Annotated in this window: 19 protein-coding genes, 1 tRNA gene and 3 pseudogenes; 16 read left to right on the plus strand and 7 right to left on the minus strand. The window is 64.2% G+C overall.

What is annotated here, in order from left to right:
- Nucleotides 1-89: 89 nt before the first annotated feature.
- A pseudogene (locus ACZ5IQ_RS04735) lies at nt 90-911 on the plus strand (alpha/beta fold hydrolase); the annotation flags it as partial.
- Between the two features lies 1 nt (nt 912).
- Here ACZ5IQ_RS04735 and ACZ5IQ_RS04740 read toward each other — a convergent pair.
- From ACZ5IQ_RS04740 to ACZ5IQ_RS04750, 3 genes are read right to left on the minus strand one after another with little or no spacing between them, the layout of a single operon-like run.
- Entirely contained in the window at nt 913-2,046 is a 1,134-nt protein-coding gene (locus ACZ5IQ_RS04740; RefSeq protein ID WP_464481421.1) for an MAB_1171c family putative transporter, read from the minus strand.
- A gap of 8 nt (nt 2,047-2,054) precedes the next feature.
- Complete coding sequence (locus ACZ5IQ_RS04745) at nt 2,055-2,573, minus strand: hypothetical protein (RefSeq protein WP_464480907.1); 519 nt, start codon at nt 2,571-2,573, stop codon at nt 2,055-2,057.
- A gap of 2 nt (nt 2,574-2,575) precedes the next feature.
- Complete coding sequence (locus tag ACZ5IQ_RS04750; protein ID WP_464480908.1) at nt 2,576-3,052, minus strand: XRE family transcriptional regulator; 477 nt, start codon at nt 3,050-3,052, stop codon at nt 2,576-2,578.
- A gap of 158 nt (nt 3,053-3,210) precedes the next feature.
- On the opposite strand from ACZ5IQ_RS04750, the gene ACZ5IQ_RS04755 reads away from it, so the two are divergent.
- The 10 genes and pseudogenes from ACZ5IQ_RS04755 (at nt 3,211) to ACZ5IQ_RS04800 (ending at nt 11,159) form a co-directional block, all read left to right on the plus strand.
- Nucleotides 3,211-3,284 (plus strand) — tRNA-Leu (locus tag ACZ5IQ_RS04755).
- 131 nt (nt 3,285-3,415) lie between these two features.
- A complete protein-coding gene (locus tag ACZ5IQ_RS04760) occupies nt 3,416-5,026 on the plus strand; it encodes a hypothetical protein (protein ID WP_464480909.1) in 1,611 nt (536 codons plus the stop codon).
- Between the two features lie 4 nt (nt 5,027-5,030).
- Nucleotides 5,031-5,672, plus strand: a complete 642-nt coding sequence (locus ACZ5IQ_RS04765; RefSeq protein ID WP_406802030.1) for a hypothetical protein — start codon at nt 5,031-5,033, stop codon at nt 5,670-5,672.
- A gap of 358 nt (nt 5,673-6,030) precedes the next feature.
- Nucleotides 6,031-6,339 (plus strand): WXG100 family type VII secretion target, encoded by a 309-nt coding sequence (locus ACZ5IQ_RS04770; RefSeq protein WP_406802029.1) that lies wholly within the window; start codon nt 6,031-6,033, stop codon nt 6,337-6,339.
- A gap of 114 nt (nt 6,340-6,453) precedes the next feature.
- Entirely contained in the window at nt 6,454-7,536 is a 1,083-nt protein-coding gene (locus ACZ5IQ_RS04775) for a hypothetical protein (RefSeq protein ID WP_464480910.1), read from the plus strand.
- A gap of 1 nt (nt 7,537) precedes the next feature.
- Nucleotides 7,538-8,113, plus strand: a complete 576-nt coding sequence (locus ACZ5IQ_RS04780; RefSeq protein ID WP_406802027.1) for a hypothetical protein — start codon at nt 7,538-7,540, stop codon at nt 8,111-8,113.
- 27 nt (nt 8,114-8,140) lie between these two features.
- Nucleotides 8,141-8,248: pseudogene (locus ACZ5IQ_RS04785) on the plus strand (SDR family mycofactocin-dependent oxidoreductase); the annotation flags it as partial.
- 181 nt (nt 8,249-8,429) lie between these two features.
- Nucleotides 8,430-8,732 (plus strand): hypothetical protein, encoded by a 303-nt coding sequence (locus ACZ5IQ_RS04790; protein WP_406802026.1) that lies wholly within the window; start codon nt 8,430-8,432, stop codon nt 8,730-8,732.
- 52 nt (nt 8,733-8,784) lie between these two features.
- On the plus strand, nt 8,785-9,414 hold the full coding sequence (locus ACZ5IQ_RS04795; protein WP_406802025.1) for a cutinase family protein: 630 nt from the start codon (nt 8,785-8,787) through the stop codon (nt 9,412-9,414).
- A 308-nt stretch (nt 9,415-9,722) separates the two neighbouring features.
- The gene (locus ACZ5IQ_RS04800; protein WP_212812829.1) at nt 9,723-11,159 is read left to right on the plus strand and encodes a hypothetical protein; all 1,437 of its coding nucleotides are present in this window, start codon (nt 9,723-9,725) and stop codon (nt 11,157-11,159) included.
- A gap of 462 nt (nt 11,160-11,621) precedes the next feature.
- On the opposite strand, the gene ACZ5IQ_RS04805 is transcribed toward ACZ5IQ_RS04800, so the two are convergent.
- Nucleotides 11,622-11,792, minus strand: a complete 171-nt coding sequence (locus ACZ5IQ_RS04805) for a hypothetical protein (RefSeq protein WP_212812826.1) — start codon at nt 11,790-11,792, stop codon at nt 11,622-11,624.
- 645 nt (nt 11,793-12,437) lie between these two features.
- On the opposite strand from ACZ5IQ_RS04805, the gene ACZ5IQ_RS04810 reads away from it, so the two are divergent.
- From ACZ5IQ_RS04810 to ACZ5IQ_RS04830, 5 genes are all read left to right on the plus strand, one after another.
- Nucleotides 12,438-12,923 (plus strand): MarR family winged helix-turn-helix transcriptional regulator, encoded by a 486-nt coding sequence (locus ACZ5IQ_RS04810; protein WP_244872654.1) that lies wholly within the window; start codon nt 12,438-12,440, stop codon nt 12,921-12,923.
- A 128-nt stretch (nt 12,924-13,051) separates the two neighbouring features.
- Nucleotides 13,052-14,194, plus strand: coding sequence for a zinc-binding dehydrogenase (locus tag ACZ5IQ_RS04815; RefSeq protein ID WP_212812824.1), 1,143 nt, complete (start codon nt 13,052-13,054; stop codon nt 14,192-14,194).
- Nucleotides 14,195-14,262: 68 nt separating this feature from the next.
- Nucleotides 14,263-15,102 (plus strand): glycosyltransferase family 2 protein, encoded by an 840-nt coding sequence (locus ACZ5IQ_RS04820; protein WP_212812822.1) that lies wholly within the window; start codon nt 14,263-14,265, stop codon nt 15,100-15,102.
- 329 nt (nt 15,103-15,431) lie between these two features.
- Entirely contained in the window at nt 15,432-16,601 is a 1,170-nt protein-coding gene (locus ACZ5IQ_RS04825; RefSeq protein WP_212814956.1) for an MCE family protein, read from the plus strand.
- Complete coding sequence (locus ACZ5IQ_RS04830) at nt 16,598-17,356, plus strand: GAF and ANTAR domain-containing protein (RefSeq protein WP_212812820.1); 759 nt, start codon at nt 16,598-16,600, stop codon at nt 17,354-17,356. The genes ACZ5IQ_RS04825 and ACZ5IQ_RS04830 overlap by 4 nt, the downstream gene beginning before the upstream one ends.
- Here ACZ5IQ_RS04830 and ACZ5IQ_RS04835 read toward each other — a convergent pair.
- The 3 genes and pseudogenes from ACZ5IQ_RS04835 to ACZ5IQ_RS04845 all read right to left on the minus strand — a co-directional run bounded on the left by ACZ5IQ_RS04835 (nt 17,353) and on the right by ACZ5IQ_RS04845 (nt 20,980).
- A pseudogene (locus tag ACZ5IQ_RS04835) lies at nt 17,353-19,195 on the minus strand (CheR family methyltransferase). The gene ACZ5IQ_RS04830 and the pseudogene ACZ5IQ_RS04835 sit on opposite strands and share 4 nt — an antisense overlap.
- A gap of 46 nt (nt 19,196-19,241) precedes the next feature.
- The gene (locus ACZ5IQ_RS04840) at nt 19,242-19,997 is read right to left on the minus strand and encodes an STAS domain-containing protein (protein WP_464480911.1); all 756 of its coding nucleotides are present in this window, start codon (nt 19,995-19,997) and stop codon (nt 19,242-19,244) included.
- Nucleotides 19,994-20,980, minus strand: coding sequence for a chemotaxis protein CheB (locus ACZ5IQ_RS04845; protein WP_464480912.1), 987 nt, complete (start codon nt 20,978-20,980; stop codon nt 19,994-19,996). The genes ACZ5IQ_RS04840 and ACZ5IQ_RS04845 overlap by 4 nt, the downstream gene beginning before the upstream one ends.
- Between the last annotated feature and the right edge of the window lie 80 nt (nt 20,981-21,060).

Genomic DNA, 21,060 nt, shown 5'->3' on the forward strand with positions numbered 1-21,060 from the left:
ATTCCGTGATGATCATCCTCGGGAAGGTGCGCCCACTTTCAGGCCGCCTCCTCGGGCCTCATCCACAGGTATTGATCATTGCTCACGGTCCCGATGGCGCCCGAGTTGCGTATCAGACCTGGGGCCGGCGACGTCCCGGTGCGGCATGCGGCGACGTGCTGCTCGTGCACGGATCGTTGCAGTCCTCGAAAGTGTGGTCCAAGCATGGCTACGTGGCGCAGTTGGCGCAGCGCTACCGGGTCATCACCATCGACGTGCGCGGCCACGGGCGCAGCGACAAGCCCGAACACCCCGCCGGGTACGACATTCAGGCGTCGGTGCGCGACGTGTGCGCACTGCTCGACCACCTCTCGATCACTCAGACGCATTACCTGGGGTACTCGCTGGGAGGTCGCATCGGTTTGACCCTGGCGGCGGTCGCGCCGGAACGGCTCGCGTCTCTGGTGGTCGCCGGCTCGTCGTCCCGGCCGCAACGCGGTGCGGTCAACGTGGTGATGTTCCCCGATGCCATTGCGGTGACGGAGAAGTGGGGCGTCGAGGGATTCGTGCAGGGCTGGCAGGAGCATCGCGGTACGACGATGGGCTCGGGATTTCGCGCCACGGTCGATGCCCTCGGCGCGCGGGGACTCGTCGCCTTGATGCGGCAGTGGGATGCCGAACCCGGGGTTGCCGAGGACGTGCTGGCACAGGTCCAGACGCCGTCGCTGTTCTTCGCTGGTTCCCGAGACATGTTGCGATTGGCTGATTCCCGCCATGCCGCGGCACTGATGCCGCGCGCCTATTTCACGCTGCTCGAGGGTGCCGACCACGGGCAGACCATCGCGATGCGTGACCGCATTCTGGACCGGGCCGAGGCATTCTTCCGCTTGGCAGAGTTCCCGGATATCGAGAAACTCAGCGCTGTGGGTTGATTCACCGCCGCGAGATCGCCGGTGCCCGCAGCTCGCGCGAGACCTCGAGGAGCCAGCTGAGTTCGTTGGTCGGCTCGGTTCCCCACGGCTCGCCGGCGATCTGGCCATGCGAATCGCCGACCGGAATCTGCCTGGTGCGTTGATGTTCAATCGCGCTGCGGATTTGTTGCGCCGCTGAGGTTTTTGCGGGGTCATCGCAGACATAAGGACGGATGGCGCTGAGTCCGTCGCGGATTTCGACGATGCGGCGGTACAGCCGATAGTCGTGATCGCCGATCGGGGCCCGAGGCGGCGCGAGAGCGATGTGTGAATTGCCTTCGTAGAGCGCGGTCCACAGCGGCTCCAGTTGCCGGTGCCACCGGTAGGTCTGTACGCGACGGACTGCTGCGCGGGCCAGTTGGGAAAAGGACGGTCCCGCAAGACCTATGGCGATCAGCACCTGCCCTACGGCGGCGACGAATGGTGCCAGGTGCTGCCAGGACATACTGCGGTTGGTGAGCAGTCCGTAGATGGCCGAGTCCGCACGCAGCAGGCAGAAGACCAGGCACAGCGCGGCTCCGGCGGCGGTGAGCAGCAGACTGCGCCGCAGCCAGGCCACCTCGTGGTAGCGGGCGTACTGCAGGCACCGCACGATAATGATCACTGCGCCAAGGGCATACGTGCCCAGGTACAGCAGCATGTAGGTGACCCAGACTGGTTCGCCCCCGTGCGCGGCGTAGAAATCCACGGGGAGTTCGGCCTCCGGTGCGGCGATCCAGCAGATGATCAACGCGACCGCCGCCAGGCAGGCCAGAACGATCCACAGGCGCAATCGGCGATAGGCGCGTCGGCCGGACTCGCCCCAGAACGTGATGACCGCGAGGACACACGCAGTCCACGCCATACCCCCGGTCAGGCTCAGGATGAGTCGGCAGATGTTGTGCACCCCGATCGCCCGGTCCAGCCATACCGACACGCTCGGAATGGAAAGTGTGACCGCAATTCCCTTGAACACGAACGACATCAGCAGCGCAATGGACGCAGGCGGCCGCACGGGGGACCGGCTGATGGCCAGGGCCACCACGACGACGGCACCCCACATGAACGCCGCGGAGACCGCATAACTGAAAGCCGTGTTCTCGAGCATCTGGGCCACCGAAGACATCACGGGGTCGCCGAATTGCCCTCGAGTCTCAGCGACGCGAGAACGCGACCCAAGTTGGCGTTCGATAGCGAGACGGTTTGCGGCGCACCGCGTCTGACCCGTTGTCCCATGATGGAGGCGAGTGTCTCGGCCTCGATCTCCTGGCGGTCCAGGTAGTTCTCGCGGCGCAGTACTTCGGCCGGGCCGGTTTGGCCGGCGGCGGAGTGGCCGCACAGCACGTGGCTGAGTTCGTGCAGGATGATGTGCTCGCGGTGCATCGTGGTGGTCTCGCTGTCGAAGACCACGTAGTCGGTCGGGCCGGTGCGCACCAACATGCCGTGGACACCGCTGCCCGATAACCGATACGGCAGCAGCTGGATGTCACGTCCGCTGATCGTGCTGGCGATCGCGCGGATGTCGTCGACCGTGGTGAGCTTGTCCAGCCCCAAATCCACCAGCTTGCGTGTGCAGTCGCGGTGAATCGCCTTGAGCTCGCGCGTCGATCGCAGAACTGTTGCTGCGCCGCACGACGCGTCCATGACTACCGTTCGGCTTTCGTGGGGGCTATGGTCGGCAGGCCTTGCAGCGCGCGCACGTGATCCAGCACGGCGGCGACGGTTTCCAGGCTCTCTTTGTTGAGGCCGATGGCACGCAACGCAATCAGCTCGACGTCGTCGCGGACGGATTCATCGAGTGCGCCGAGCCGCTCGTCGAGTGAATGCGACCGCCCTGGATCGGTGATGGTCGACAACGGCACCTGAAAGAAGTCGGCCAACGCACCGAGCAGGTCGATGCCCGGGCGCGCCCGCTTGCCGGTCCGCAGCGCGGAGAGATAAGCCCCGCCGACCTTGATATCGGGATGGGCCTTCTTGAGGGCGGTCGCGACTTCCTCGTTGGTCCACATCCGGCCGTCGGGACGCCGATGGGCGTCGAAGAGCGCGTTGATGCGCTCAGCGAGGCTGCCGCCCGCGTCGTGTGCATCGGGCTGCCGGTTCGGTGTGGTCGGCGAAGTCGCCATCTCCCCAGTGAAGCATCGATGTATGCAGGCCTCAACTCGTAGACGAGTGTTCTCGTGCAATTCAACTTCTGGTTGATCTCGCGATCTCGGCCGGACCGCTGCGTACGGTCGGACTGGCGGGCGCTACCGTCATGGCGGCGCCGATTGACTCGGTGCCCGCCCCCATAGCCCAATTGGCAGAGGCAGCGGACTTAAAATCCGCCAAGTGTCGGTTCGAGTCCGACTGGGGGCACCCACACATTGCCTGCCCTGGTTGCATCACTCCACCTCCCTGAGCGACCTACCTCAGAAACGAGTAGCGCGGTACTCGTGATGGCCGTGCGCTGTCGCGTGATGCTTCCTCGTGAGAGGAGGTGAGCCGCCATGGGTGCGCTACTTCCGCGCCGCCACGCGAGTGTGCCGGCCCTTGGCTGCGCGATCGCGTTGACGATCCTGTTCGGGGGCGTCGGCGTGGTGTTCGCCGACACGGGGTCGACACCGACACCGGCCGCGCCCACGACGACCGCTTCGCCCGCGCTGAAGGCGTTACCTCCGGTGATCGCGGCACCCGCACCGGCCGCCGACTCAGCCACCCTCACGCTTGCGCCATCGCACGGCGGCTCGGGAACTCAGGTCACGGCCACCATCACAGGCTTCGATTACTGCCTGGACTCCCCACACCTGCTCTGGGATGGCGGGCCACTGTCCGCCGGTAGCGATCTGACGTTCACGGTGCCGGACAGTCCGGCCGGTGCACACCGGGTGACCGCAGTGTGCAGACTCCTGGATGGGGCCCGCACGGTCGCCCCGGCGTCGTTCACGATCGATGTGACCGAGAAGCCCAGCCTCACAGTGGAACCCGGCAAAGGGCCCGCCGGCTCGCAGGTGACCGTTACTCCCAAAGGCTTCGGGATGTGTGTCGACGCTCCGCGTCTTCAGTGGGACGGCCAGCCTTTGACTGCCAAGGCCGTAGACCCCGCCGTCGGCAGTCTGGCGTTCACGGTTCCGGATGGCCCGGCAACCGGACATACCGTCACCGCGGTATGCGGGTCCCTGCGCAAATTGCCAGTGTCGGCATCTGCGCCCTTCACCGTGGTCGAAACCCCGAAGCCCACTTTGACTTTGAGCACCCCGAAGGGAACGGCAGGATCACAAGTGACGGCGACGGGTACGGGTTTCGCCTGCCCGGACAGCGGCGACGTGCAGTTGTTCTGGGACGGGGACACGTCTCCGTCGACCAAGGCCTCGCCTTTCACTTTCCGTGTCCCGTTCACCGTTCCCGCGTCAGCGTCCGTTGGCGAGTACACGGTGCTGGCCGCCTGCGCCGACGATCCCGACGTCGCGGCCAGTCAGCAGTTCACTGTCGTCAGCCCGGTGACGAACCAGGGAGCCGCGGCGGCGTCGATCTCGCTCGACCCCACGCAAGGGCATGGGGGAGATGCGGTGCGCATCGTCGGCTCGCAGTTCCTCTGTGCCGACCACGAGCGGACGGTGAAGCTGTCGTGGGATGGTGCCCCGCCCCGATTTGAGGTGGCTCTCGACGGGAACGGCCACTTCGCGACATGGTTTGCCGTCCCATCCGATGCCGCAGTGGGTAGTCACACAGTGCGTGCCTCGTGCGCGGATGGATCAGCTTGGGACACTGGGGATTTCGCCATTGTGGCCGTAGGACTTCCGGTGCCACCGCCAGCCACGCCCCCGACGGTGCCACCGCCTCCCATTATCCCGTCGCAGACGCATGAGTGGTGGCCGCTCGTCCTGGTCGCCGCGGTCCTTGCGGTGTTGCTGCTGGCCGCGGCCGTCCACTTCGGCCGGCGCGCACTTCGGCCCCCGTGGGTCCAGGTGGTCACGCGACCCGGTGGTCCTGCCACTGTCACATTGCGTGCGACGCCGGCGGCCGGTGAGGCGACGCTCGCCATCCGCGTGGCGGTGCATTCCAAGCCTGATGTCGTGACCTTGAGAGGGGTGGATGATGATCGCATCCGCGTTGACTGAGACGGTGACCGTTCGCGACCTCCTGTACTGCGATGCGGTGGTCGAACCGACTCGGGCGCTGACCGAATCGCTGCACCAGAGCGGCACGATCAACAACCTCGTTGCGCGGTTCCCCGGGGTGACGCCGCTCGTCGAGGGCGAGGTGGCCAGACAGACTGATGAACAACTCTCGCTGAGCCTGCTCGCTCTGGCCGTCGACGGATGGAAGAAGTTCGATGAGCTCGTGGCGGCTGCCCGCCGGACGCACGACAATGCAGCGGCCCGGGAGACCGTGAAGTTGGTGACGCACAAGATCGAATTCAGCCACCCGTGGACCGTCCAGGTTTTCGTCAATGGCAAGCCGGCCGGCACCGTCGAGGTGGAGTTGACCGTCTGCTTCGACATGGACCTGGTAGTTTTGGTCGTTCAGCAAGGTCGGATCGCGGCTGTCGAATCCGGGCGTTGCACCATCACCGCGGCGTTGGAGATCGCACGGACCGAAGTCATCAAACGCCAGGCCCGGTTCGACTTGCGCCTGCGAATCTCGTTCGGCCACGGCCTGATTCTGGCTGGACCCGGCGCACACGGCGTGCCGGCTCAGCCCGTTGGCCTCGTCAATGCGCAACCACCGACGGCGAACGGGTACCGCTATCCCGTACACCGCTAGCTTTTCGCCCTGGAGTCGGTCGATTGGATGCACCAACCCTTGGCCACGGTTCGATGTGCTGCAGGTAGATGTTGTGCTTGGGCGGTCGAGAGTATTGGCAGTAGCGGATATGAGGTGGACTTCGATAGGCCGGCAACTCTCGGCACAAAGTTGTCGCGAATCGGTATTCGGCTCAGCCTTGCTGAGTCTTGTGAGTAGCGTGATCGCGTAAACGGCCCGCGCAGCCCTCGGTGTCTCGACCAGGCGGGCCGCGCCAGGTTTTGATGCCGGAACGCGATCTGAACGCCAGGTAGCATTTCTTCAGCCGGTGATTCAGCGTCGGCACAACTTGTCCGGGGGGACTGTGTCTGATTTGCGTGTGGACCCTGTTGATTTGGCGTTGTCCGCGGATCATATGGATATGCACGGCCGTGATCTGCAGGTAGCGCACGCCGCTGCGAACGCCGCGATCGACAGCGCCGGGGCCGGATGGGTCGGAACATCGGCCTTGGTGCTGCAAGCCCGGCTCGCCGAAATGCAGGCCGTCACCGACGATCTATGCCGTCACATTGAGACGATGGGCGAGCACTTCCGCATCGCCTCGCAGCGTTACAGTCAATCGGACGCGAGCTCCGCCGATGCTCTGGCCCGTGAGATGGGACCGGCGGTTCGACCGGCGCCCCGCTGACATCACGAGTCGAGCATGACTGTCTCCCTCTCCGACGTCGACAAGTGGAGCCCGTGGGCGATCCACGAGGTCGCCGACGCCATGGCTGGCCGCGGATCGTCGGCCGAGCAGGTCATGGCTGGATTGGCGATCCTGCCGATCGTCGCCAGTTGGACCGGGCAGGCCAGCGATTCTGCACGTGTATCGCTCGACCGCTTGAGTTCGCAGCTGGGCAGCCATTCCGAGCTGATGCAGGCGGCCGCTGCAGCGTGCGGGAAGCTCGCCGACGATGTGGAGGGCCTCAAAGCCACAGTTGCGGCGATCGACCGCGACGCGCGCGCCGAGGGATTCACCATCAATCGCGCCACAGGAGAAGTTGCCCCCACCGACCCTGATCGGCTGGCATCTTCGATGGCCTACCAGCAGCAGATGGCCGACCTACAGCGACGCGTCGCCGGAGCGCTCGCAGAGGCGAATACAATCGACGACGACCTTACTCGGGCACTCAGTCTCGAACTGCCCCAAGGCACTCCAAGTCCTGCTGCACCCGGTCCCGATCCCGCGTTGCCTCCGCCACGAACCCCGGTCGCCAATGATGACCCCTGGCAGCATGGAGGGGATCGCCGGTGGACATCGGTGGCAACCGAAGGCCTCAAACAAAAAGCAGTCGCCGCAGCCGAACTGGAGATGCTCCGCAACAACCAGACCAATGCTGCCGCATTTCTGGACCACTACCTGGACAACACCGGGACGCCGAAGGCGCTACCTGCGGATGTCGTCGACCGGTGGCTCAGCGACAGCGCCAACGGCTACAACGACCTCGCGGCGACGCCTGCAGCGCAGGTCAACACGAATCTGCAGTCGATCACCCGCGACGCACTTGCTCAAGCACGAAGCACAGGAAAGCCGGTCACCTTGTCCGGAACTACTCCCTGGGCCGTAGTGGCCGGCAGCGACGGCGACGAGGTTCGTACGCTTGGTCACTACTCGGTCTCCACCGCGTACACGATCACGATGAACCCCGACGGCACCTACACCGCCAACTACCGCAACGACGTCATGGACTGGTACAACTTCGCGACAACATCCCCGATGCCGTCGGACCTCAGCCACAACATCTCCAACATGGCGCACGACTTGCAAGCTGTCGGGATCGCCCAAGATTTCCTCGTCACCGGATCCGGCAGTGTGCAGCGCGTCCAGGGAAGGATGCCATGACATGAGCACCACCACCGATATCACCCACCGGATCGCAGCCACAGCCATGACCGCTTTCGTGGTGCTGGCAACCGCCGCATGCGCAACCGATCAACTCGATAAAACCAAGGACATCCCGAAAGACCAGGCTGCTCAACAGCTCAACGCCACTTTCGTCCACGCTCGCGTCCCGGCGAGTTTCGCGCCGCTGGCCGCTACCGTCAGCACGACCACGTGGGGCTCGGAGGCCCGAACCGTCAAAGCCGCTTTCATGGCGCCGCGACCCGACTTTGATCAGTTCATGAAAACCATCAGAATCCAGGGCGATCCGACGTGGATGAAGGACAGCTCGGGTACCTGCCCACCTGACAGCAGCCCACATCCGGCGCAGGTCGCATACGCCCCACCCGCCCCGGTGCTGAAGGATTGGTATGACCGCGGAATCTTCCAGCGCTGCACGCCGATTGAATCTTGGACTATCTCGTCGACTGAATTCAGTGACACCGCTCGATCCGCGGGACACATCTTCGCGCAGCCGGCCGGCAACGCCGCCGACTCCGGCGAATTGACTGTCCTCATCGGCACCACGATTGCCTAGGCTGGCTGCAGCCGTTTCTGAGCGGCCGCGAGCGTCGACGACATCTCCGATGCAGTCATCTACCTGGCGTCAGATTTGTCACGAGCGGTCACGGCAACGCAGTTGACCTTCGATATGGGCGCCACGAAGGTCTGATCACCCCGCATCGCTGGGGCGCGCTGGTACTCGATCCATCTCGCACTAAAGATCGCTCTTCGGGCTATATCGCGGTGCGGTTTGACGGACAATCGTAGAGAGCGTCAACAGTTCGAATTCTCAGCCGACGAAGGCCCAGGCCGTGCGCCGGTGCGGTGAGCACGGGAGAGAAGGCGCCATCATGATGTACGCGGACTACGAAGTGGCGGCAGTGTTGGTGCTACTCGTTGGCGCCGCGTGCGAGGTGACGGCGACCCACCTGCGCCGCGCCCACCCCGCTCGGTTGCCGGATCGAAAAGAGGCGCCGCCGTTATCGAAAGCTCATGGAACCCGTTCGGCACCAACGGTTTACCGGACCGGCACTTCGGCCCCGCCGAAGGGACTGCGACTGGCCATGGAACGCTCGCATGCCCGGCGGCTGGAACGGCGCCGCGTAAAGATGGAATTCCAAGCCTGGCTGGAGATCACCTCGCGGCCGCTCTGATGACGGACCAAACCCATTGCGAAGCTGCGCCACCGTCCTACGATCGGTCGGTATGACCCGCAAGCTCGCGTTGCTCTCCGCCGTCGCCGCCTTCGCCCCCGTCATCCCGACCTACGCACCAGCCGCAATCGCCGCACCGTGCCCCGACGTTCAGGTCGTGTTCGCCCGCGGCACCACCGAGCCGCCGGGCCTGGGCAGTGTCGGTCGTCCCTTCGTCGAGGACCTGCGGGCCCGGGTGGCGCCGCGCACCGTTGAAGCGACGCCGGTCGACTACCCGGCGAGCAACGACTTCGCCGTCAGCACCCCCGCCGGCATCGACGCCGCGCGGTCGGTCATCGAGTCCACCGCCGCCAACTGCCCGAAGACCAAGATGGTGCTCGGCGGCTACTCGCAAGGGGCGGCGGTCATCGAAGGGGCCACCAACTCGACGTCGCCGCAGACTGCCAGTCGGGTGGCCGCCACCGCGCTGTTCGGTGCGCCGCGGACCGGTTTCGCGGGCATGCTCGCCGGCGGACCGCTGCCCGAGTTGGCGCCGCAGTACGTCGCCAATGCCATCGATCAGTGCGCCGAGGGGGACCCGATCTGCTGGGTGGGCGGCGGCTTCGACGTCGGTGCCCACGGTTCTTATGTACAGTCCGGAAAGGTCACGCAGGCAGCCGATTTCGCGGCCGGCCGACTCTAGATCGGCGACATCCAAGCGCCACCCGCGGCTGGTGGGTTTGCTTTCGAGGCCTCGGCATGCCCGCATCCGATGTCTGGCGTCCCGCGGATGTTCAGGGCGATTGATACTCGTTGCTACGATATCTTTGCGGCAATAGTTTTATGCAGTTGATTACTTTCGGCGATTAACTTTCTGTCGATAAATTTCAATATGAAATAACGAATATTTCCGGCGTAATTCGCCCCACGCGGTGATCAGTGTGAAGTAATTTGCGGGTGCAGGTTACCGATTACTGAGGGGGAGTTATGCAAACGTGTGTCCGGGCCGGTATGACCAGCGGTGTGGCGCTGATCGGAGCGAGTGCCATTGCGCTGTCACCGATAGTGGTGGCACCGCAGCAGGTGCACCTGCCGGAGGTCCCGGTGTCGAGCCTCGCGACGACATTGACCGCGTCGGTCAATCCCATTAGCGAATGGGCGAAGGTCCTCACGACATCGTTCAACAACATTTCGGCCCTCGGTCAGCAGGTGTGGGCCGACCCCGCTCCCATCCTGAAGCAGATCGTCATCAATCAGATCGGCTACGCGAACACCATCGCCACGGGGCTGGGCGCCGCCGGCAACAGCTTCGTCACGGCTGTGAAGGCACTTCCACCGGCTTTCCAGCAGGCAGCTCAGCAAATGGCCGCCGGCCAGATCGGCGGAGGCTTGGACCTGGCATTCACCGCCATGCTCGCGCTGGTGATACAACCCGGCTTTGCGCTGATAGGAAGTGGGGTACTGGATATCCCCGGCAAGGTTATGCAGAACATCACCAACGTCGTCAAACTAGCCCCCACTCTTCTTGTCAGCGTGGGTTTGTCTCTGCTTGGCACGGTTAGCGGCGTCGAGAAGGCGTTTGGGGATACCGCGCAAGCGGTGTACGACGGGGTGCGCTCCGGCAACTTGGGGGCGGCTGTGAACGCGATCATCAACGCCCCCGCCGTGCTCACCAACACCTTCCTCAACGGGTACGCGCCGATGTTACTCCCGGGGATTCTGACTCCGACCGGCATCGGAATCCCGGGTCTTGTCGCTACGGTCATCGGCCTTCGCGACGTCATCGCGCAAGCGCTGGGCGCACCGGTGCCCGTCGCGGCGAAGGTGGCCGATGCTGGACCGGCCGCCCTTCCGTCGGCCGTCGTGTCGGCCGCGACGGTCACGTTGGGTGCCGAGAAGGTGACGACGCCTGATACCGCGAAGGTTACGGCGACGGAGACCACGCCGACGAAGGCCACGCCGGCAGAACCCGCCGCGACCGCGCCAGCCGCCACGAAACCAGACGCAGGGGAACCCGCCTCAACTTCGTCCGAAACACCCTCCACTGCAACCGAAACGAAGCCCGATTCGGGTACGACCGCGGGCAGTACCACACCGAGCGGTGGCACCGATACGACCAGCGGCACCAAGACCGGTACACCTGGCACGGCCGGCGAGCCAACGAAGCCCACTGGGTCGACCGGGAGCGAGACTGGCTCGGGCGGCGCCACCACTCCAAAAGGTGGTGCCACCGGTGGCACCAAGACCGGTACACCTGGCAAGGCCGGGGACGGTCTGACGAAGGCGATCAACTCCGCAGGGGAAAACCTGAAGTCCTCGTTGAATAAATTCGGCGCCGGACTCAAGAACGGTTTCGGCAAGCCAGCCAAGCCCAGCAAGAGCGGCAGTGGCAGCGTAGGCGCAAGCAGTGCAGGCGCAAGCAACGCAGGCGGCGGCAGCAGCAAGTAACCGCATCAATCCACCAATCGGCCCCTCCCTCAACGACCAGGGAGGGGCCGATTGCTGCCTTTAGGCAGGGCCACTGTGTCAGGGCAAGGTGCGCCCTTCGACTGTCGCATCGCCGTTGGCCGTTGCATGCATGCGCCATTTCTGTATGCAACATCTTTGTGGCAATAGCTTTCTGCTATTCAATTCTCAATACCGAAAAACTAATAACGAATAATGAATGCGACACGGCATTCGAAACGTATTCAATATGTGCACGGAAATTGACTAGATGCGAGTTATGTTTTTTTCGCTCTAAAGCGGCGCGGCATTCTCGCCACGTCGTTACCTTCACCTCTTGGAGATGACAATGCGATCGAATACGTCCATGTTGCGTCGTGCCGGCGCCATTACTCCGATGGCGCTTGCTGCCGCACTTTGTTTCGCCGGGACGGCACATGCAGCCGTCCCGGTGAATTGGACTTGTCAGGCCGCGGGCTCAACGTCGAGCATGACAACCTCGGTTACCACCACCGCGCCGGCTTCGGTGACCGCGGGTTCTCCCGTAGCCATTACCATTGCACCGGGCTCATCGACGGTTCCGACGACGGCGGCTATTTTTACGATCAAGAGTATTAGCAATTTGAAGATGCTCATCCCGGTCCCGGCCAACTCGACCTATGTCTCCTCCAGTGCATCCGGTGGATCCGTCCCGGGCTCGACCGCCCTCGTAGGCAGTAATGTCGTGCTTACCGTTCCCGGTCCAATTCTTGCCGGCGCGACGTACACACCGCCCCAAGTCACCATCAACGTGACGGCCAACGCTCCCGGCTCAATTACCAGCAAGTACGCCGGTACCAGTTATTCAAACCCCGGTATGACCATGACCACTACGGTTACATCGATTGGCGACATCCCAACCGCGTGCTACCCGAGTCCGTCTCCGACGCTCACCACCACGACCGTCACGTAACCCTGACGGCGCGCAAGAAGTAGCCGGCTGTACATGGGGCGGCGCTGATGGGATCAGGGACAGATTCAGCGCAAGGCCTGGGGAAGTGCAGCGGTGAATGGCCCTCGACTGGGCTGAATGAACAGCCCAGTCGAGGGTCATTGCGATTCTCCAGTCGAGCCACGCTGAGAAGTTGAGTTCCACGACCGGCAGGTATCGCCGGCCAGGGCGGTGACAAAATAGGCCATCGACAGATCTAGCCAAAGCGTCAATAATTCCATCCGGAACCACTCGGCCGTCGCTATGATCAGGCCCAGTCAAAGGAAAACCTTGGGGGAGGTCTTCGTCCGATGGCATCTGAACTGGCACGGATCGCAGCAGTCCTGAAGAGAACGATGGATTCTCTGCACGGATCGGTCGATGACTTGGCGCGTGAGTTGGTGCGGGTGCTCGGCGTCAATCACACAGATCGACGTGCCTTGGAGCTCATTCTCTTTGCGGGCGAGACCGTCACGACGCCGGGGCTGCTGGCCGAGCGGCTCGGTCTCACTGCCGCTGGAACCACGATCGTCCTCAACCGCCTGGAGAAGCTGGGCTACGTCACTCGATCGCTACATCCCATCGATCATCGCCGAGTAACCGTAGTGGCCACGGATCTCGCTGCCAGCCGTCTCTCGGAACTCGTCTCCCCGCTGCTGGACCAGGGCGGCAAGATGTTGTCGCGTCATTACAGCGCTGCGGAGATTGATCTGATTGTCGGGTTCCTCGCTCGCACGGACGAAATACAGCAAGCCCATCTCAAACGGATGCGTGAATTGGAACCGTACCCACACTAGAAGTCGTCGTCGATCGACAGAACCGCAGTTGGTGCGGGCCGGAAAAGGCACGCAGGCAGCCGATTTCGCGGCCGCCAATTGCCCGGGCGTACTCTTCAGGCGACGGTTCGACGAGCGGAGGCACACCGATGAGCGAAGTACCCGAAACCGCGTTGGAATTGCGGTCCCTGGTAACTCCGGACGGCACGCTCGAACTCTCGCTGCAGGACGTCGACATCCCCGCCCCGGCCGCGGACGAAGTCGTCGTCCGCGTCGAGGCGTCGCCGGTGAACCCGTCGGACCTGGGCCTGCTGATTCCCGGCGCCGACATGTCCGCCGCGACAATCACGGGCACCCCGGAGCGTCCCGTCGTCACCGCGCCCTTGCCGGACGGAGCGCTGGCGCATCTGGCCGTCCGCGTCGGACAATCGCTTCCCGTCGGCAACGAAGGTGCAGGCACCGTGGTGGCGGCGGGGGAGTCGGCCGCGGCGCAGGCGCTTTTGGGCAAGGTGGTGGGTATCGCCGGCGGCGCCATGTATTCGCAGTACCGCGTCGTGAAAGCCGCGGCCTGCCTGGTGCTTCCCGACGGCGCGACGGCGAAGGAAGGGGCGTCGTCGTTCGTCAACCCGCTGACGGCGCTGGGCATGGTGGAAACCATGCGCGGCGAAGGACATTCGGCTTTGGTGCACACGGCGGCGGCGTCGAACCTGGGTCAGATGCTGGTCAAGATCTGCCTTGCCGACGGGGTGCCGCTGGTCAACATCGTGCGCAAGGCGGAGCAGGAACAGATCCTGCGGGACCTGGGCGCCGAATACGTATGTAACTCGGCCGCACCGACATTCGAGCACGATCTGCTCGAGGCGCTCAAGGCCACATCCGCGACGCTCGCCTTTGACGCCACCGGCGGCGGCACGCTCGCCAGCCTGATTCTCAATGGCATGGAGCAGGCGGCCAATGCGACCGCGACGCAGTACTCGCGCTACGGCTCGTCGGTTCACAAGCAGGTGTACATCTACGGCAGCCTCGACACCGGCCCGACGATCCTCAACCGAAGCTTCGGTATGTCGTGGGGCATCGGCGGTTGGCTGCTCACGCCGTTCCTCGCCAGTGCGGGGGCCGAGGTCATCGGTAGGCTCCGGGCGCGCGTGGCGGCAGAGCTCACCACCACCTTCGCGAGCAACTACACGCAGGAAGTCTCACTTGCCGGTCTGCTCAAACCCGAGGCGTTCAACAGCTATCTCAAGAAGGCAACGGGCGAGAAGTTTCTCGTGACGCCGCAATCGGTCTCATAGCTGGCAAATCCCTGTCAGGCGCGCAGCAAGACGCGCGTACCAAATGAATCTCAGCTACGTTTCGGCGCATGATCTCCGTCGTCATCCCGTGCCGGGACGGTGCCGGCGTGCTCGCCAAACAACTGGATGCGCTACTGGCGCAGGAGACCAGTACCGAGTTTGAGATCGTCGTCGCCGACAACGGGTCAACGGACGGCACCGCTGACCTGGTGCGGTCCTACGCGGATCCGCGCGTGCGCGTCGTGGATGCCGGTCGGGCACCTGGCGCCAATGTCGCTCGCAACATTGGGATCACGGCGTCCAAGGGTGAGTACATTCTGCTCACCGATGCCGACGATGTCGTCCACGCGGGATGGATCGAGGCGTATCACCGGGCGTTCATGGGAGGAGCGCAGGCGGTCGGCGGTGGACTCGATCGAATCCTCGCAGACGGCACCGTGCTGGCTCGGGAACGTCGGCTGTATCCGGCGCTGGGCCGCAAAGATGTGTTCGCGAACGGCACGAACTGCGGGTTCACGCGCGAGCTGTTCTACCGGGTGCACGGCTTCGACGAATGGTTCAAAGGCGGCGCTGACGAAGTCGACTTCTTCTGGCGGGCAGCCGAAGCCGGGTTCATGTTGGAGTTGGTGCCGGACGCTGTGGTGAGCAAGGTGCAGCGCACCGATCTGAAGGCGGCCTTCGTTCAGTATCGGAATTTCGGCCGCGGTGAAGCACGCGTCCTCGACAAGTTCCGTCCGTGGTGGCTGGGGCCCGCCGTAGTGGGGGCTGCGTTTCAGTCGCTCGTATGGGGTGCGGCGTGGTTGTCCGGTGTCGGCCGCCGAAAGACGACGTGCGCGCTGGCGTGGAACGTCGGCGCGCTGCAGGAAGCAGTACAGCTGCTGCGCGTACGCGCTACCGGCCGAGCGTAGGTCAGGGCCGGCTCCACGCGCAGCCCATTTGCTGACGGCCGTCATCACATCGGCAACAGTCGCCTTGTGATGGCAAGAAGGTGGTCCCCGAGTGGCCGTCGCGTCAATTTACGCTTTGCTAGAGGTTTGTCATTTGCGTGCCGCCAGGGTGGTGGCAGTCGTACCCTGCATTTCAGTCTCGATCAAGGCCGGACAACGGCGCCCGGCCACACCTCGATCTGACGCTGGAGTGCCATGACGAAACCACGGCCGCCACTGCAGCCGTTGCCGCCCGTCCTGCGGGCCAGGTCCATGCTCCGCTCAACCGAGATCGCACGCCGCCCTACAAGATCGTCGGCCTGATCGCGGCACTGGTCGTCGCCGCCGGGATGACGCTCACCTGGCTCCAGTTCCGCGGCGCCTTCGACACCAAGGCTCAGCTGTACGTGCTGGCCAGCCGGGCCGGGCTGTCGATGGACAACGGCTCGAAGGTCACCTACAACGGCGTACCGATCGGGCGGCTCACGGGTAGCGAAGTGGTGGCCGCGCCCGGTGAGAAGGCGCAAGCCAAGCTGATCCTCAACGTCGATCCGCGCTACCTCAGTGTGCTGCCGCGCAATGTGGACGTGAAGCTGCTTGCCACAACGGTATTCGGCAACAAGTACATCTCCATGACGTCGCCGCCGGACCCGACGCCGCAGCGGCTCAAGGCCGGCGACACCGTGAACGCTGTCAGTGTCACCACGGAATTCAACACGCTGTTCGAAACGATCACCGCGATTTCCGAGCAGGTCGATCCGATAAAGCTGAACGCGACGCTGTCCGCTGCGGCCCAGGCCCTCGACGGCTTGGGCGACAAGTTTGGTCGGTCGCTGGTCGACGGCAACGTCATCCTGGCCGATCTCAACCAGCGGATGCCGTCCATCCGGCATGACAACCGCGCGCTGGCCGATCTGGCCGAGGTCTACGCGAACGCGTCTCCGGATCTGTGGGACGGCCTCAAGAACGCGGTGACCACCGAGCGCGCACTGAATGATCAGCGCGGCGACATCGACCAGGCGTTGATGGCATCGGTCGGGTTCGGCAATACCGGCGGTGACATCTTCGAGCGCGGCGGGCCGTACCTGGTGCGGGGCGCACAAGATCTGCTCCCGACGTCCCAGGTGCTCGACCGGTACAGCCCCGAGATCGATTGCGGGATAAGGGCTCTCCCGCGCGCGGTAGAGGCCACCTCCTTCGCTGTCGGTGGCAATGGATATTCGCTGATATCGCACACCGCGCTCGTCGGCTCGGCGAACCAGTACGTCTACCCGGACAATCTGCCCCGGATCAACGCCCGCGGCGGGCCCATGGGCCGGCCCGGTTGCTGGACCGTCACCCGGGACATCTGGCCCATGCCGTACATGGTGATGGACACCGGCGCGTCGATCGCGCCGTACAACCATTTCGGGCTCGGATCGCCGTTCGCATCCGAGTACGTCTGGGGCCGTCAGGACGGCGAGAACACCATCAATCCGTGACCGCCGATGGGTACCGCTGCGGCGTACTCTTGTTCCAAGAGGTGTGCGGCGTGACAGGAACGACATCCGGTTCCAGCAGTGGGCGCGGCCAGCGGCTCGTTGATGCCGCCGGTGGTTCAGGCATATGTGCCGGCACCCACGCGGCGATATTGCAGCGGATGGTGGACCATGCCGTCCGCGAGATACCCGGCGCGAAGTACGCGGGTGTGACGACCGCGGGCTTTCCCGCCCAGTTGGATACGGTCGTGATGACGCATCCGTACGCCGCATTGGTGGATGCCATCCAGCAGTTCCAGCGTCAAGGCCCATTCCTGAGCGCGGCGTGGAAGCGCGATGTCCTACGGGTGAACGATCTCGAGTCCGATGACCGCTGGCCGGCCTATCGACGGGATGTGCTCAGGTCGACGCCCATTCGTGCGGTGCTGTCGTTCCGCTTGTTCACCACGGCCCGCTCGGTCGGCGCTCTGATGATCTACGCGAACGAACCCCACGCGTTCGACCGGCACGCCGAGGAGATCGGCTACGTGGTGGCGACTCATACCGCGCTGGCGGTCGGCGGCGCACAACCGCGCGATCTGGTTCGACACGTGCGGGACAACTGGGATGTGGTCAGCGAGGCGAAATCGATTCTGATGGAACGGTTTCAGGTTGGCGCTTCCGAAGCCTTCCAAATGCTGAAACGCCTGTCGCTGAGTAGTAGCACCGACCTGCTCGGACTCTCGCAACGGGTGATCGACAAGGCCAAGCAGCTCTAGTCGACCACTTCCATCAGCAGCAGCGCGCCCCGAAGACTGTCGTCCGGTGAGGTGAACGACGAACATGCGACCCGCACCCGCGCCGTCCGGCCCCGACGGTTCACCGCGTTGACGATCACTTGCCCAGAACTCTGGGGATCGACGAATGCGTGACCGATCAACGGACGGACGTCATCGAGTGGCAGCCCGATGTCGAGCGACGTGATGGCCACACCCTGCGTCTCGTCGGCGCGCAGGCCCCATAGTTCCTCCGAACCGCGGTTCCACATGACGACCCGCATCTCCCGGTCCACCACCACGACGCCCAGACGGATCGAGTTGACCAGGGCGCTGATGAAGGTGCGGGAATCGTCGAGTTCGGCGCTGCGCTCCCGCAGTGCGTCGTTGATGGTGTGCAGTTCGTCGTTGGTGGACTGCAGCTCCTCGTTCATGGTCTCGAGCTCTTCGTTGGTGGACTGGAGCTCTTCGTTGGTGGTCTCGAGCTCCTCCACCGTCGACTGCAGTTCCTCGTTGGTGGTTTCGAGTTCCTCGTTGGTTGACTGCAGTTCCTCGTATGCCGTCTCCAGCTGCCGGTTGGTCTGCACGACCTTGTCCAGCAGTGCCCGCATCGCGGTGACATCGAAGAAGACGATCGAGACGCCGAGCAACCCGTTGTCGGCATCGACGAGGGGATTGATGTGAATCTCGAACCACACGGCCTCGGCGCCGGCGCGCTGCCACTGCACGTCCTGAATCCGCGCCGAGCGGCGTTCGACCTTTGCTTGCTCGATGTAGGATCGCAATTCGACTGGGCGATAAGAGATTTCGAGGTCTCGCAAGAGGCGGCCGATGTCGCGCGCCGACAACCCGAAGCTGGTCTCGGCCTGCTGGTTGATCATCGCGACGGTGTCATCGCCGGTGACGACGATCTGGGCCACGGGGCTGGCCCGGAAAGCCAGGTCGCGGACCGTCGTCAACCCGTTGAGTTCGCCGTGCCTTTCATACAGTGCTGCCGCCGGGTCATACCGATCGAGTGAGGTGTGAGTGCCGATGGCTTTCCGGAAGATGCGGTTCTTGAGGTCCAACGGCGTGAAGCGGTCGCCGTGGCTCAGCAACATCTCGGCGTGGCCGAGGAACAGCGCGCCCTTCGGGGCGAGGGCGAAATGCAACCGATTCAAGACACCGCGCTGGGTCTCGGCGTTGAGGTACATCAACGTGTTGCGGGCACACCAGCAGGTCGACCCGCGAAATCGGCGCGTCACGCACCAGGTCGTTGCGCCCGAAGATCACCCCGCGGCGCAGTTCCTTGTTGAAGACGTAGCGTCCGTTGATCTGCTCGAAGTAGATCGGCAGCAGTTCGGCCGGAACCGATTCGACGGCCCGCGCGTCGTACGATGCGGCGCGCGCCTCGTTCAGTGCAAGGTCGTCGACGTCGGTGGCGTAGATCTTCACCCGTTGCCGGAACGCCTCGAAGCCGAGCGCTTCGGCCAGCAGAATGGCGAGCGTGTACGCCTCCTGCCCGGAGGCGCAGCCTGCGCTCCACACCCGGATCGGGTCCTCGGGCCCGCGCTCGGCGAGGATCGTCGGGATCACCTCGTTCTGGATCGACTCCCAGGCTTCGGGGTCACGGAAGAATGCCGTCACATTGATCAGGATCGTGTTGAAGAGCGCCGCGAATTCGTCGGAACTCGCTTGCAGCACATCGAGATACTCATCGAATGTCGTGTAGCCGGCGTGATCCATGCGGTGCTTGACCCGCCGCATCAGCGACGTGCGCTTGTAGCCGGTGAAGTCGAATCCGCGAGAGTCCCGCAGATAGCGCAGCAAAGCCTCAAAGGAGTCGTCGGTACCGGCGTCCATGGTGTCCTGTCCGTAGGTCATGCGATGCCCGGAACATTACTCGTGGCTACAGCACGTTCTCCGGGCCCACGACCGCCCACACGGTCTTGCCCGCGGGGTTGGGCAGGTTGCCCCACACGCGGGTCAACGCGGTCACCACCGCCAGGCCGGACACCCGACTGGTGCCGTGCATGGCGTCCTCTTTGCGCTGTGCCGGCGCCGAACTGCTGTCCTCGACGGCGACGGTGACCAATTCGCCGTCGTACTCCAACCGCAATGTGGGCGAAGAATCGGTGTGCCGCAGGACGTTTTCGACCAACGCTGTGGCGATCACCGCCGTGACCGGGATCATGGCCGGACACGACCAACCGGACAACCAGCCGCCGACCAACCGCTGGGCATCGACGATGCTGCTGACGTGGGACGGCAGCTCCGCGCGCGCCCGGTGACGTCGCTGGCGGCGTGCGCTGCTCTCTGATTGCAATGCGTCCTGCAAGGTGGGGAAGACCGGTACGTAACGCGTGATGCCGCGGCTGCGGATGACAGCGCGGGTGTCGGCGTCGGCCCTGACGAGCATGATCGGCACATCAGGCCAGGTGCTGACATGCCAACGGGCACTGGTGAAGACCGACCACGCAGAGGCATCCGGTACCCGGAGCTCGTTGACATCGACGATCACCATCCGGGGTTCGTCGAGCGCCGCCTTGACCACGCTGTCACGCACCGTGCGATAGGACAGGCCGTCGAGCACCCCCGTGCAGCGCAAGGTGTATTCACCGCCCCCGCCGTAGACGGGTGCGCTGATGTGCACCGGGTCAGTCATTCAGTTCCCGCGGCCGTCAGTCGTTCGGTCAGTATCCGCAGCGCATGTTCGGCTTCGTCGGCTTGGCTGCTGAAACGTTGCTGAAGCATGCCGGAGCTGACGTTACTCGCCATCCGCCGGGCAAGTTGGGCCTTCTCCTGCAGGCTGCGAACCGCGACCCACAGCGCGCCATTCACCTCGTCATCGCGAGCGCGTAGTAGAGATTCCGCCGACCAGGCGTGGCCCACATGGCACCGGTAGTTGCCCTCGCCGATCGTTTGTAGCGAACCGTTGCAGTCCGGACACGTGTATCCCGACGGTGGTCCAAGGGATTCGATGTCGAAGTCTGTCGCGAAGGGTTCGGCCATGGCGATGCGATTTTCAAGCAGAAGGCCGGGGTCGGGTTCCATGATGGGTTCCTCGCTGAGGTGCTCGGATAACTGTTTGAGCAGTACACCGACATCCGTCGCTCGCACTTCGTAATCGGCTACTCCGGATTCGAGCGCGGCCGATGGCATGCCCGGGAACAGGGCATCGTCGGGTGTTTGGGCGATCGTGGCGCCGCCGCGCGATTGAATCGCCTTCAAACCCGAGACTCCGTCGTCGAGTACCCCGGACAGCAGCACGCCAATGGCTCGGGGTCCGAACGTGATGGCGGCAGAGCGGAATAGCGCGTTGATGGCGGGACGGTGTCCGTTCTCGGTGGGCCCGCGGGTCACCAGCGTGCGATGGTCGTCGATCATGAGATGACGGTTCGGGACGCAGACGTGCAGCCTCCCGGACTCGAGCTCCTCGCCATTCGTGGCGGCGGCGGCAGGGAGAGGTCCTGCGCGATCCAGGATGCGGGCCAGGACACTGGGTGCGTCGATGGGCATGTGCAGGACGACCAGAACCGCCATCGGAAGATCCGCAGGCAGTTCAGCAGCCATCTGGGTGAGAGCCTCGACGCCTCCGGCGGAAGCGCCAACGGCGACGACGCCGCGCAATCCGTTCCGGTCGGCCATCACGCCCACCCACTTCCAGCATCGGTGCGTTCAGTCTAGTTCTTTCAGGGGATTTCGATGAGAACCAGCCACGGACATCT

This window comes from Mycobacterium toneyamaense, from assembly GCF_055384815.1.